Raw genomic sequence first — 13,609 nt, 5'->3', positions numbered from 1 at the left:
CCAAATTATCTGGGTCGCCATGCACTGACCAATAAGCTACTGTTGTGTAAGCAATCTCCATAAATTCACTAATTTCTTGATAAGTTTTCCCGTCATTTATTAGCAATAAAATTAGAACTTTTTCCCTCACATAGTTATCGTCAGACTCTTTTAGTATTTTAATGAGTCTCTGTTTTTGATTTTGAGATAGATGATTTTTGGCTGGCATACACTATAACTAATGATTGCTTATTTTTTTATATTATACAATCTAGCTGCGTCTCAGCTTATACCCTTTGTAAAAAGCATCCTATCTGACCCATACCAAAACGTATTAGCATTGAACCACATCTATCGTTACGAGAACTAGAACAGCGTTACCGTCAAGCTTCATACCCTGTTGAAATAAGTCATTACCAAATTATCTGGTTATTAGCATCTGGCAGAAGTAGCCGAGAGGTTTCACAAATAACTGGTTACAGTCTCAGTTGGATTTATGAACTAGTTTGGGGGTATAACCGCATTGGTCCAAAATCACTTGGAGATAAAAGGCATGAACATCAAGGTGCCGATACACTTTTGAATGACGTGCAACAACCACAACTATGGCAAGCGCTACAATCACCTCCAACTGTTGGTGGGCTTTGGAACGGACAGAAAGTTGCAAATTGGATGAGTGAATTATTAGGAAGTTCAGTTAGTAGACAACGAGGCTGGGAGTATTTGAAGGCAATGAGACTACGTTTGAGAGTAGCTCGACCCTCTCATCAGGAAGCAGACTTTACGGAACAGGAACAATGGAAAAAAAACTAGCAAAAACGGTGACTCAAGTTCAAGAAAAGTACGCCGACGCCGATGTAGAAGTTTGGACAATGGATGAACATAGAGTCGGGCTTAAACCAATAATTAGAAAGATGTGGGTAGATGAATGGACAGTACCCGTAGCAAACGTTAATTGGCGATTTCAATGGTTATGGTTATACGGCGAAAGTTCATCCGCAGTCGGGAGAAACATATTGGTGGATTCTACCCTTTGTAAATACCGAAATTTTTAATCAAGTTTTAGCGGATGCAAGCTCAACATTTTAAGCTTGGGGAAAATCAGCAAGTTGTACTAGCTTTGGATCGAGATCTTTGGCATACTGCCGGGAAACTTGAAGTCCCAAAAGGTATTCACATTGTTGAGATGCCATCTCACTCTCCAGAACTACAAAGGCGCAGAAAGACTTTGGCCACTTACAAATGAGCCTCTTGCTAATCGAACATTTGAAAACCTTGATGAATTAGAAGAGGTTTTATTTGATCGTTGCAAACAATTACTCCAACAACAAGATTTAATTCGGGGTTTGACAAACTTTCACTGGTGGCCTCAAGTTCTAGTTGCTGCTTAATTATGGGTAAGTACCGGGACATGATATAAGTTATTTATTTTTTATTCCTCAGCAGGGTGGATAGGGGGGATCTCAAAGTTCTCCCTATTACTCGCAGCCCACAAAAAAATAAATTCCCCAAAACACTTGACAGTTTCCCAAAGATAGGGCACAGTAGTAATTCGTGACCGATGCGGAACTGGCGGAATTGGTAGACGCGCATGATTCAGGTTCATGTGGTGCAAGCCTTCCGGGTTCAAGTCCCGGGTTCCGCATTCCAAAGGCAGAAAGAAGTTTGGGGTTAACCCGGTAAAGGCAATAACCCCATTCGCTCTGCTGAATTAAACAATGCTGACAAGTATTCAAAACCCCCTAGTTAAAGAAATCCGCAAGCTGCACAGCTCGAAGGGACGCAGGGAACAACAATTATTTTTACTCGAAGGGACGCACTTGCTGGAGGAAGCTTGCGCTGCCAAATACCCGCTAGCAACGGTTTGCTGCACTCCCGAATGGCTGGAGGAGCACGGGAAACTTTGGGAGGAAGTTGCTAATTTAGCCGATCGCACAGAGTTAGTAAGTGCCAAAGTATTAGAGTCGATCGCCACGACAGTCCAACCCGACGGCATTGTCGCCACCGCACCCCGCACTGCAACAGATCCCGCAAAATTGTCAACTTTAGGAATAGCCCTAGAAACAATCCAAGATCCCGGTAACTTGGGGGCGATCGTCCGCACGGCTGCGGCTGCTAATGCCGACGGTTTGCTGCTAAGCGCAGACAGCGCCGATTTAGACCATCCCAAAGTGCTGCGCGCCTCGGCAGGAGCTTGGTTTAAGCTGCCAATGGCAGTCACTCCAGATTTAACCGCCGAAGTCTGGGCGTATAAAAATCGAGGAATGCAAATTTTAGCAACCGTCGCCGGAGCCAGTTTAAGTTATTGGGAAGTAGATTTGCGAGTGCCGACTCTGATAGTTTTGGGGAACGAAGGCTCTGGTTTGTCGGAAGAATTGAGGAGTTTGGCCGATCGGCAAATCCAAATCCCCCTGAGTCGCGGCGTAGAATCTTTAAATGTGTCGATCGCCGCAGCCCTCATCTTGTACGAAGCTCAACGCCAAAGAAGTCATTAGTCAATTGGCGATCGGTCATTATCTGTTGGGGCGGTTAGATCGATATCTGTAACTTCAAATCATTAATTGCATTGCTATTTTTGCTATTTTTATCCCTTCACCTTGGTAAGGTGCGTAGTCTGCACCTTACTTTAATTTTACTTTAAATGGATTTCAAAATCTCATCATCGACAGAAAAATCTATCTCAGCTTTGTCACGTCCTGAAACGAGATAATCATTGTGAAAAGAATCTTTCAATCCCGAAACTAAGTCAAATTCCGGCTGCCAGTTAAGCTCGGTGACAGCTTTATTAACTGAAGCGAAAAAGTGCTGCAATCTCATCGGGAAAGCTTTCTTTTTGCCGAAGTCAAATTGTTTCGGATCGTAGTGTACAATCTTAATCGCATCGGGCGATTTGCCTGCGGCTTGAATGCAGGCGCGGGCTAAACCGTCAAAGGTGACAAATCGATCGCCCGAAACGTTGTAAATTTGCCCGATCGCCCTAGAGTTGCCCAAAACCGCCGCCATTGCTTTAGCCAAATCCTGACAGTGCCCCAACTGCGTGAAGTGCATTCCGTTACCGGGAATCGGAATCGGTCGATCGCGCGCAATGCGATCGAAAAACCAAGCCTCTAAATCGTTATAATTTTGTGGGCCGTAAATGTAAGTCGGGCGAATCGAAGTCCAAGGCAAACCGGACTCGGCCAAGTAATTTTCGGTTTCGCATTTACCCAAATGCCGGCTTTTAGGATCGGTAGCGTCCCCTTCAATATGAGGCATTTGATCCGACTTCAAATAAACCCCCGCAGAGCTCATGTAAACAAAGTGCTGCACCCGCCCTTTAAATATTTCAGCTAAAGGCTTTGTATCGCTGAGTTCGCGGCCGTTGTTGTCAAAAACGGCGTCAAACTCGACCGTCGATAACTTTTCTTGCAGTTGTTCGACATTTGTGCGATCGCCCTGAATCTGTTTCACGCCCGCAACCGGTACAGGCTTGTTGCCCCGGTTAAACAACACGACTTCATGCCCTTGTGCTGCTAAAATCTTAGTAAGATAAACCCCGATAAACCGAGTACCGCCCATCATTAAAATTCGCATTATTTTCGATGCTCCTTACAGTTAGTGTAAATATCTTACAATAAAGTTATGCCCTAGGCAGAAACCGGGTTTTTTACCAAAAAACATGGTAACAGCCATTGGCCCTGGTATAAAAACCCGGTTTCTTGAGCTTTTGTGCGCAATTCCTGAAAGTCAGTCCTGTGCTTTACTAAAAATGTGCGATAGCTCAAAATAAACATATAGCAATCCCTAAGACGATTAACACTTTCTCAATTACTAAAACCCTTGCTTGTCTTCCTTCTTCCTTCTTCCTCCTTCCTTCTTCCTCCTTCCTCCTTCCTTCTTCCTCCTTCCTTCTTCCTTCTTCCTCCTTCCTTCTTCCTTCTTCCTTCTTCCTCCTTCCTTCTTCCTTCTTCCTCCTTCCTTCTTCCTTCTTCCTTCTTCCTTCTTCCTTCTTCCTTCCGCTATACTTTCAATTTGCCTAAAATAGCCCTATGCAAGTTCCCCGGCTGCATCCAGAAACAATCGAAGAAGTCAAACAAAGAGCCGACATAGTAGATGTCATTTCCGGTCGCGTCGTGTTGCGTAAACGCGGGAAAGAATTCGTAGGTTTGTGTCCATTTCACGACGAAAAATCTCCCAGCTTTACAGTCAGTCCCGGCAAACAAATGTACTATTGTTTCGGCTGCGGTGCAGGGGGCAATGCTTTTAAGTTTCTCATGGAATTGGAGAAACGCCCTTTCAGCGAAGTAGTATTAGAACTAGCTAAAAATTATCAAGTTCCCGTCAAAACAGTCGAACCGGAACACCGACAAGAATTGCAGCGCCAAATTTCTCTGCGGGAACAACTGTATGAAATCTCAGCACTAACAGCCAAGTTTTACGAACACGCTTTGCGGCAAACCCAAGGAGAAGAGCCCTTAGCATATCTCAAATCAGAGCGCAAGCTGGGCGAAGAAACTATCCAAAAATTTCAATTAGGTTATGCACCCCAAGGTTGGGAAGCACTTTACACTTATTTGGTAGAACAGAAAAACTATCCGGCGCAATTAGTAGAACAAGCTGGATTAATTGTACCGCGCAAATCAGGAGGCAGCGGCTATTACGATCGCTTCCGCAATCGCATTATGATTCCCATTCGCGATACCCAAGGCAGAGTCATCGGTTTCGGCGGCAGAGCTCTCGGCGACGAACAGCCGAAATACCTCAATTCTCCCGAAACAGAACTGTTCGACAAAGGCAAAACTTTATTCGCCTTAGATACAGCAAAAACAGCCATTAGCAAAGCCGATCGCGCAGTGGTGGTAGAAGGGTATTTTGATGCGATCGCACTTCAGGCCGCCGGCATCTCCAACGCCGTCGCTTCCCTCGGCACAGCGTTAAGTTTAAACCAAGTGCGGCAGTTATTGCGGTACACTGACTCCAAACAAATTATCCTCAACTTCGACGCCGACAAAGCAGGAACTCAAGCAGCAGAACGCGCGATAGGAGAAATAGAAAAACTCGCTTATCAAGGAGAAGTGCAACTGCGGGTGCTCAACATTCCCGACGGCAAAGATGCCGACGAATATCTCAAAACATACTCCCCAGAACAATATCGAGAATTGCTCGAAAATGCTCCGTTGTGGATCGACTGGCAACTGCAACAAATGCTCCTCAATCAAGATTTGAAGCAAGCAGATACTTCCCAGCAAGTTACAAAAAAAATCGTCAAATTATTAACAAATATCACTGACGACAATCAGCTAGCACATTACCTGCAAAAGTGCGCCGAAATTCTCAGCAAAGGAGATTATAGACTCACCAAAATGCTCGCAGAGAACTTGCTCAATCAAGTAAGCAGCGATTGGGCCAAGCGGCAGAGTCAAGACGAATCTTTGACAATGCCCCTGTTAATAAGAAACAAGCTGAAGCCGAACAAACAATATAAAAAGCAGCGTGCAACCAGCGAAAATACAAGCTCAAAATCAAGCTTATCTGCCGTTGCCCGCAGTCTTTTAGAAGAAGCAGAAGCGCAATTATTGCAAATTTACTTGCACTGTCCAGAACACCGCCAAGATGTCAGGGAAGCAATAGAAGCTAGAGACGTGCAGTTTAGCCTTTCTCACCACAGATTTTTGTGGCATCAGATTGTGAATGCAGAAATATTGCACAAAATGTCTTTACAAGTAGCGCCTTCTGAGTTAATATTAAAATTGCAAGATAGCTTCATTGAATATCCCCATCAACTCCATCAAATTTCTCATTTATTTCACTTAAACGAGTTCTCACAAAGAAACGTTTATCGCGCCCCTCTAGTAATTAGATCTGCCCTCGCCTGTATCGAGCAAATTATCAGCATGAAGCGCCGCCGGATTGCACTCAATATGTGGGAAAAAGCCAAGGCCGCTAGCAGTGGCGAAGAGGCTATAGAATATCACCAACAATTCTGTGCCGAACAAGAATGGCTCAAGGAATTAGAGAGGCTGCGTCAAGTTAATTTTTACGATTTAACATCCGTACCTTGGGGAGGAAATTTCTAGGAGTTAAGGACTTTAGTCCTTGTTATGAACCAAAATCAGCTACGAACGAAACAGCCAGAAGATGGAAATGGAAGCAAACTTAGATGGGATATACGATCGCCCTTAGCACCGTTGTTGTTCGAGGATGACGAGTGGTTAGATCCTTCGGAGTCTGGTGCGGTGGTTGTCCAGGTTTTGTCTGCCACTCCGGCGAAACGGAAAGCTTCAACAAAGCATACTTTGGAGAAGTTTCCCGTTCAAAGTTTTCGGACATTACTGACTAATTTATCGACGATCGCTAAAAATCGAGTGCAGCCTAAACTAGCGGGTGTTTCAGTTAGTTTCGACCTGACTGCCCCAACTTCTTTACAGCAGAAAGCCTTCGATTTGCTGGGGGTTTCGCTGACATTCCAGTCATGTATCCGGCGGGGGCTAAAGCCCGATCGCCCTACTGATGGGGGCAATACTAGGAACTTTAAGATCGCGCGGGGGAAGTTCCGTTTCAGGTGCCGTTACTCTGAGGTAATCGGCGATAAACTCACCATACGTTTTCTTGATTTCGTCAGGGAGAAACTTATATCCAAGGATCTGCGATCGACATTCAGGGGAGCCACAACAACATTCTGGAATGGCAAGGGAAATATACTCCGTTGTCTCGTAATAAATTGGGAACCAGAAGTTAAGTATTATTAATCATATAATCCTGTTACTCTATCTGTATTAACTACTTCTAGAGTATAACCATAGTCGAACCCAACCATAGCCCTCTTCTCATTTTCTTTTTTAAGAGGAGTTACTCGATGCAATACTTGATTTGCTCTCATTAAATAGGCGTCACCTGGAGCATGGTAATACTCCTGAACTAAATGTTTTTTTCTACATTTTTCTACATAATTCCCTATTGGTTCATTTTGCTGATAACCCATTTTTTGAGCATAAGATACCCAGTTAGGAATACATTCCACAGTTCCTCCGTTACTTTTTGATGGAGCATAAAATATCATGATGAGTATAAAAGGGTTATCATCTAAGTGCCATCCATGAGTATTACCCGTTTCTAATAGATAATGTAAACCTACAATTTCTTCATTAGTACTATGATAGATAGGCCCATCAGTTATTTCTTTAAGTAAGGTTCGCAGTTCATGATGAGTATAAAGTATGCTAAGTGCAGGAGATTTTTCAAATACCTTCATCCCACCAAATACCTTCATGTTACGAGCAGTCTCTATTCCGTTTGTCTGATAGTTTTTATGTGTAGCAAATTCTTCTAATCTATCAACCTCCGATCTTAATATAGAAAATATTGTTGGAGTAAACAGATTGGGTAAATAAACATACTGATTTTTAGCAAACTGATGACGTAATTCGCAAAGCTGCGATGTTTGTTTGTATTCATCATTTAAAATGAATTGGTTGATTAAAGGTTTCATGCTTACTCCTTATGTATAAAATTTCTGTTGTAAAATTGTGTTGCAAGAATTAAAACAAATGATAGCACAAAAAACTTCTACTCTTGTCAAAAAAATTAATCACCTCGTGGCTCTCCAAAAATAATCTGGATTTTCTAGCAGTGCAAAGTGCTGTAAGAGAAGGCATTCTGGAAACCTTGCAGTGGGTACTGCCCATCAAAGCTTTGCAGTCTAAGCAATTCGATGAGGGTGGGCAATACCTACCCTACAAAATCTCAACAAGATGTTTCTCACTCAAGCGAGAAACACTATATTTATTTAATAGCCAAATCCTTCATAGGGAAACTTTCACGCTTAGTTACCTTGAGGTAATCGGCGATAAACTCACCATAGTTTTTCCTGATTTCGTCAGGGAGAAATTTATATCCAAGGAGCTTCGATCGACATTCGGTGGAGCCACAACAACATTTGGGAATGTCAATGAAACTGTACTCTGTTGTAGAGTAGTCCCAGGTAAGTTCGCTTCCAGAAGGAATATCAACCAATGCCACGAAATCGTAGGCTCCGAATTGATTATTCCTCACCCCTGTGTTTGGGCTACAAGAATGATTGATCAGTGATCCCGGTTCATCTGATTCTATATGCAGGTCAAAGTCCATCTGAAAGGTGTGAGTAGTTCTTTCGGGCAAGATATCGACTCGGCGTGCAACCACCACAGTCTCACCTTTACGGAAGCCTCGGCTGGCAAAAACGCCTCTACCTTTCTCTGTTTGCTGGATAAAAATATCGAAACCCATTTTCCTCACTCTTAATACAAATTACAAATCTAATTCTAATTGCACGAGGTTACTCTGAAGCGACACGGGAGCGTTAATGGGCTCAGTATCCGAATCTGGCAGCGCTGCGACTATCGACTCGTTAACCTGGATTTCGCCATTGTGCTCAGCGTCCTGAGATTTGCTTTGACCAAAAACCATTGCCACCAGTACAAAAGCTGCGCCAATCAGACCGCGTACTCCCAGTTTCTCTCCCAGTAGTAGAAACGAGAAAACCGCTGCGAAAATCGGATCTAGGGTATAAATTAGCGCCGTCTGGTAAGCGTTAACCCATCGTTGAGCTAATACTTGAAGCACAATCGTAGCAGCAGTATCAAATAAGCCAATGTATAAAAGAATACCAAGATTCGCGCCAATTGCTTCCTGTTGTGTAACCAGATCTGGAGCGGCCCAGATTAAAGAAAATATTGTTATCACCCAAAGCTGGATCGCGGCAAGTGGCAAAATGGGATGGCGCAACGTGGTGGACTCAAGCTTAAGAGTGTAGATCGAGTAGAGGAAGGCGTTGCCCAAGATCAACAGATCGCCGATCGCGAGTTGTTCACTCTCCCAACACATCACTCCAATGCCAAAGATGGCAAGTCCTGCGGCGAGGAAAGTTTTTAGCAACACCTGCCGACCTAGCAGTTGCCCTAGCAGAGGAACTAGGAGGACGTTGAAACTGGCAATGAATGCAGCACGATCGGCAGAAGTCGTCTCAAGGGCAACGGTTTGGAGGACTGATGCAGGAAACAGTATGAGTGATAAGAAGACTCCATCCCGTAGCAGGGAAAAATTCAGGAAGCGCAAATAGGGGGTAAACGGCAACGCTGCTATTACGTAGCGGGTTGCAAATATTGCAGAAGGAGAAAGACTGCTGAGAGCTCCCTTGATAACCGGATAGCTTGTACCCCAAATTAGGGTGACGACAAGCAACACTGCTATACCCCAAGCATGGAGAGTGTTTGGCGATCTTTGAGAACCGCTATTTAATTCTGTAGTCATTGAGCAGCCTAATCCATTAGCAATTGAACTAAATTCCCGTTAGTTAACCGTACAGAGGTTGACTAGAGTAAGAAATCTCAATATTTTAAACTCGAATGCAGCCTAAACTAGCGGGTGTTGCAGTTAGTTTCGACCTGACGAGTCCAACTCCTTTACAGCAGAAAGCCTTCGATTTGCTGGCGGTTTCGCTCACATTCTAGTCATGTATTCGGCGGGGGCTAAAGTCAGATAGCCCGACTGATAGGGCTTTAAAACTAGCGTTTCAAAGCCTGTGGGGTAAGTTCCGTTTAAATGTAAGTTTGCTATACTACTAATTGAACTGCGAAATGTTGGAATTCAAATATTAGTAGAACAATAACAAATAAAATCAGATATTTGGGAATTACCAAATCCACACAGGATTCAAGGCTGCAACGCCAAAAATTGATAAAAGTTAAGCGTAGGAAAAATTAGTAATGCAGCTATAAACCACATAATGCAGCCAATAATAATGTCAAGAATTCGCCACGCAGATGGACGTTGGAAAAATGGCGTTAGCCAAACAGCGCCATATGCAAGTGCAAAAAACCAGATAAAGGAAGCAAGAATTGCGCCAAGTGCGAAAAAAATGCGTTCACTCACCGTGTATTGAGCTGCCAAACCACCAACCAGTACCACAGTGTCAAGATAGACGTGTGGGTTTAGGAGGCTGAGTGCCAGCGTCGTCAGAACAGTGCTCCAAAGACTTGTTGGTTGAATATCCTGTTCATTTATATCTATCGCTGCTGGAGCAAAAGCAGATTTAAATGAATATAAGCCATAAAATAAAAGAAACACCACGCCAGCCCATAGAGCTATATTAGTTAGTTCTGGAATATTCGAGCTTAGTGTACCGAACCCTATAGTACCGATGATAATTAGAGTGGCGTCACATAGGAAGCAGATGCTTGCAGTCGCGAAAACATGTTCGCGTTTGAGACCTTGACGCAAAACGTAGGCGTTTTGAGCACCAATGGCGACAATTAGTCCAGCAAATAAGGTAAACCCGTTAAGGAATACAATCGGGAAAAACTCAGACACTTTACACAATCTCCTTTAGCATTTGGACTTTGGACAAAAAATATTACGTTCGTCGCGTAAATTATGATTCTGTTGGCGAATTGCAATATATCTCTGGCGTCTGCCCTTCGGGCAATCGCTATGCTCAACCCCTTGAAATATCATAGCCGCTCACACCAGAAATTGCGGTTTACATGAATTCGCCAACAAAGTCAAATTATCCACGAACTAGGAACGATTACTCGTAGCTTTTTGAAATATTTCCACAAATAAATCGAAGTATGACACGCTCAAGTATTCAATCTTATGACGAATGGGATGATGAACTTTATCAAGATTATGTACCGCTACACTAGGATAGAGATGATGTTCAACATGATAGTTATTGCCATTTGTAATGTAACTAATGATTGGATGAGTTTCAACAGAACGAGTATTTAAGAAAACATCTGTTGTCGTCTTATTGCAATATATATGTTCCGGTAACTCTATAAGAAAATGAAACAATTCGCCAAAAACTAACCACGGTATAAACCAGATTTTGAGAGGTATTAAGGACACGTTAAACACGGTAATAGAAAACAGTGTTAGAAAAATTGTGACTAGCACAAGATATTCAATTAAAACATCCTTTTTAGCCTTGTCAGTAGAAAAAACTTCTGGGTATTCACCTTTCATTAAGCTAAATAATGTCGAGAAAAAAGTTGGTATTCTTGCAAAATTCCAAGCTCTAACGAAGAGTTTATTGAAGCTTTCTAGTGAAGACTCATCATAGTCAAATATCTCAGCATTCTTTTCTGTGCCTAAATATTTATGATGGTGTAGATGCTGGACTCTGTAATGGGTGTATGAAACAAGCATTGGAACACCAAACAAAAAACCGAAAAAGCGGTTTAATATCTTTGAATTGAAAAAATTGTGATGAAGACACTCATGTTGCAATTCTAAGCCATGAGCAAATGTAATTCCCAACACTAATTGGAGTATAATAATTAATTTCCAATCCTGAAAAACAATAATTCCAACACTCAGAGAAACTAGCAAAGCAAAATAAGTTAATAGCTTTGCAAAAGAGCGTATATGGTCAACTTTAGATATGCTTTTTAATTCAATACCAAAGTTTTCAACCTTCTGAGAAATTTCGGCAGTACCGCTGATTTTTTCCATTACTAGCACCTATCTAAACTATTAAAACATTTTCGTATCCGCTCAATAATCCGGGGTAAATCGCTCAACGATGCACCTCAAATGACGCAAAATCCTTCGTGAGTGGGTAGTCCGCCCCGAATTATTGAGCGGATACAAAAATATTATACACAAAATTGGAGTATCCCAAAAAACTTAAGTTATAGCGATTGGCAGCCTCCGCCCTCTTCCCATCTACGATTGTCATTTTTATTGAGACAATTTTAAGTATTTTAACTGATTGACAAAATGTACTTTATTTTAATTTCTCACGATATGGTGCTGACAGTGGACAAAATGATTGCTGATGGAGTGAGAGTTTACATGGAACTTAGCCCCCACGCGGGGTAAGTTCCGTTTAATTAGCCTTTTAATAATCGCAAAAAAGAGTTTCGCGAGTATCTCTACCCGTCACCGGATTAGTACCTTTTGCCACTTGACAAAGTTTTTCTATCATATCGTCTCGCAGCAGTGTATCAGTAAAATCAGCACCGTCAATAACAGCTCCCTCGAGTCTGGTATTGTAAGCGAAAGCACCCTCAAGGATAGCATTAGTTAAATTTGCTTTCATCATGCGAGCTAAATCTAAAGTAGCACCCGTTAAATTAGCGCCTTCAAAATTTGCCTCTTCCATATTGGCAGCAAAAAAGCTGACGCCGCGCAAATCTGCATTAGTAAAATTGCTGTTGCGAAGATTAGCTTTATTAAAACTGTCGTCAGTCAGAACTTTGCCAGTAAAATCAGCGCCGACTAGGATTTCTTTGTCGCGATCCAAAGCGAAAGCAGGTGCGGGATTAATGCCGATCGCCCCAGCGGCAATTACTGCTAAAATAACAAAACTCAGCAAGAAAGTATAAATATTTTTGCGATGTTGGCGAATTCGAGAAATCATCATACAAGTTCAAGCTAATGGGCAGTCGTGACAGTTCAGAATTGAATTCTACCAGAAAGCGCGTCAAGCGTAGCTATCCCGTAGGGAATCGCACGATCGCCGCGGCCCACTCCAATTCCCCCCAATCCCCAAACTCTCGGGATATCGGCACATTAGGAGAAAACTTAGTCGCCGAGTGGTTGCAGCAGCAAGGTTGGGAAATCCTGCACCGCCAGTGGCACTGTCGGTGGGGAGAGATTGACATCATCGCACTCGGAAGAGATGAAGAAAGCGAAATCAACAGAGGTAACGAAAATTCCCCATTCCCCATTCCCCATTCCCAAACATTAGCATTTGTAGAGGTAAAAACTCGCCGCCTGGGAAATTGGGATGCCGGTGGAATGCTAGCTGTTAGTACCACAAAACAAGCCAAACTTTGGCAAACAGCCGAAATATTTTTAAGCACTCGTCCAGATTTAGCAAATAATTCTTGTCGCTTTGATGTCGCCTTAGTCAGATGCGAACCTTCACGACCAAACACTAAGCAAACATTACCACCATTAACAGCAGCGAACTCTCAATCCGCCGTTGCAGAAAACTACCGACTCACCCTGCAAGAATACATTCGATCGGCTTTTAGCAATTAAAAATATCTAATTAAAAATTAGAGGGTACAACTAAAAAGCAATGCCACTAGGTAATTTTTAATTGTTAATTTCCCTAGGCTGTGGCGCATTTCTCTCTTCATCTTTAACGGACGTGAAAAAACCGTTAAATCTTCTCCCCCTTTCCCCTTCTCTCCCTCTCTCCGTCTGTCATAACACTTAATTTACATCAGTAGCAGTCTAGGCGAGAGTTTCCGGGCAATATCCCAGACCCTTGACAAACTGCTGGCGAAACGCTTCAATTTCCTTGCGGTCAGGGCTGCCGTGACAAACCACGGCCACTTGGTAGCGGCGCATCACGCTCAGCGGCGACTGTCCCGTTTCCAAACTCCAAAGTGCCATTTGCAAGCGAATTTCAGGATCGTAAGGAATCCCGAGTTCGTTCATAAAAGCCCGAAAATCCCCGTGCATTTCTGGAGTTAAATATTGGCTCATTTTCACCTTTACTACCCAGCCGTCAATTTGGTGAATAACAGTGATAAATTGCAAGGGAAGATGACTGGCCATGCGCAGGTAATCCACGACTCTGAGAGTGAGGCTAGTATTGGCGATGTAGTAGAGGTATTCCATAACTATCCTTTGAGCAAAGCTGATGCTACACCTC

12 protein-coding genes, 1 tRNA gene and 2 pseudogenes are annotated in these 13,609 nt (G+C 42.9%); 6 read left to right on the top strand and 9 right to left on the bottom strand.

The features are described from left to right. Window positions 1-208: pseudogene (locus QUA99_RS18815) on the bottom strand (IS630 family transposase); the annotation flags it as partial. A gap of 92 nt (window positions 209-300) precedes the next feature. Between QUA99_RS18815 and QUA99_RS18810 the strand changes: the two are divergent. From QUA99_RS18810 to QUA99_RS18800, 3 genes and pseudogenes are all read left to right on the top strand, one after another. Next, a pseudogene (locus tag QUA99_RS18810) lies at window positions 301-1,370 on the top strand (IS630 family transposase). A 172-nt stretch (window positions 1,371-1,542) separates the two neighbouring features. Continuing rightward, window positions 1,543-1,624: transfer RNA gene (locus QUA99_RS18805), tRNA-Leu, on the top strand. A gap of 73 nt (window positions 1,625-1,697) precedes the next feature. Continuing rightward, a complete protein-coding gene (locus QUA99_RS18800; protein WP_333239672.1) occupies window positions 1,698-2,474 on the top strand; it encodes an RNA methyltransferase in 777 nt (258 codons plus the stop codon). 142 nt (window positions 2,475-2,616) lie between these two features. Here the strand turns inward: QUA99_RS18800 and QUA99_RS18795 are convergent, their stop codons facing one another. After that, window positions 2,617-3,552 carry an NAD-dependent epimerase/dehydratase family protein gene (locus QUA99_RS18795; protein WP_333239674.1) on the bottom strand — a complete coding sequence of 312 codons (936 nt, stop codon included), beginning with the start codon at window positions 3,550-3,552 and terminating at the stop codon, window positions 2,617-2,619. Between the two features lie 455 nt (window positions 3,553-4,007). Between QUA99_RS18795 and dnaG the strand changes: the two genes are divergently transcribed. Both dnaG and QUA99_RS18785 read left to right on the top strand, forming a co-directional pair. Next, window positions 4,008-6,035, top strand: coding sequence for a DNA primase (gene dnaG, locus QUA99_RS18790; RefSeq protein WP_333239676.1), 2,028 nt, complete (start codon window positions 4,008-4,010; stop codon window positions 6,033-6,035). 24 nt (window positions 6,036-6,059) lie between these two features. Further along, window positions 6,060-6,707 carry a hypothetical protein gene (locus tag QUA99_RS18785; RefSeq protein ID WP_333239678.1) on the top strand — a complete coding sequence of 216 codons (648 nt, stop codon included), beginning with the start codon at window positions 6,060-6,062 and terminating at the stop codon, window positions 6,705-6,707. On the opposite strand, the gene QUA99_RS18780 is transcribed toward QUA99_RS18785, so the two are convergent. From QUA99_RS18780 to QUA99_RS18755, 6 genes are all read right to left on the bottom strand, one after another. After that, window positions 6,704-7,447 (bottom strand): HalD/BesD family halogenase, encoded by a 744-nt coding sequence (locus QUA99_RS18780; protein WP_333239680.1) that lies wholly within the window; start codon window positions 7,445-7,447, stop codon window positions 6,704-6,706. The genes QUA99_RS18785 and QUA99_RS18780 overlap by 4 nt on opposite strands. A gap of 293 nt (window positions 7,448-7,740) precedes the next feature. Continuing rightward, complete coding sequence (locus tag QUA99_RS18775) at window positions 7,741-8,223, bottom strand: SET domain-containing methyltransferase (RefSeq protein ID WP_333239682.1); 483 nt, start codon at window positions 8,221-8,223, stop codon at window positions 7,741-7,743. Between the two features lie 21 nt (window positions 8,224-8,244). Further along, window positions 8,245-9,246 carry a DMT family transporter gene (locus tag QUA99_RS18770; protein ID WP_333239684.1) on the bottom strand — a complete coding sequence of 334 codons (1,002 nt, stop codon included), beginning with the start codon at window positions 9,244-9,246 and terminating at the stop codon, window positions 8,245-8,247. Window positions 9,247-9,648: 402 nt separating this feature from the next. Further along, window positions 9,649-10,305, bottom strand: a complete 657-nt coding sequence (locus tag QUA99_RS18765; protein WP_333239685.1) for a LysE/ArgO family amino acid transporter — start codon at window positions 10,303-10,305, stop codon at window positions 9,649-9,651. Window positions 10,306-10,512: 207 nt separating this feature from the next. Next, window positions 10,513-11,451 carry a fatty acid desaturase gene (locus QUA99_RS18760; protein ID WP_333239687.1) on the bottom strand — a complete coding sequence of 313 codons (939 nt, stop codon included), beginning with the start codon at window positions 11,449-11,451 and terminating at the stop codon, window positions 10,513-10,515. A gap of 388 nt (window positions 11,452-11,839) precedes the next feature. After that, window positions 11,840-12,364, bottom strand: coding sequence for a pentapeptide repeat-containing protein (locus tag QUA99_RS18755; protein ID WP_333239689.1), 525 nt, complete (start codon window positions 12,362-12,364; stop codon window positions 11,840-11,842). Window positions 12,365-12,378: 14 nt separating this feature from the next. Between QUA99_RS18755 and QUA99_RS18750 the strand changes: the two genes are divergently transcribed. Then, the gene (locus QUA99_RS18750) at window positions 12,379-12,987 is read left to right on the top strand and encodes a YraN family protein (RefSeq protein ID WP_333239690.1); all 609 of its coding nucleotides are present in this window, start codon (window positions 12,379-12,381) and stop codon (window positions 12,985-12,987) included. A gap of 198 nt (window positions 12,988-13,185) precedes the next feature. On the opposite strand, the gene QUA99_RS18745 is transcribed toward QUA99_RS18750, so the two are convergent. Further along, on the bottom strand, window positions 13,186-13,575 hold the full coding sequence (locus QUA99_RS18745) for a hypothetical protein (RefSeq protein WP_333239692.1): 390 nt from the start codon (window positions 13,573-13,575) through the stop codon (window positions 13,186-13,188). Window positions 13,576-13,609: the final 34 nt, after the last annotated feature.

It is taken from the genome of Microcoleus sp. F10-B2 (genome assembly GCF_036704965.1).
Lineage (GTDB): Bacteria > Cyanobacteriota > Cyanobacteriia > Cyanobacteriales > Microcoleaceae > Microcoleus.
Note: the sequence above shows the minus strand (reverse complement) of the source record. Positions and strands in the feature narration are given on the sequence as shown.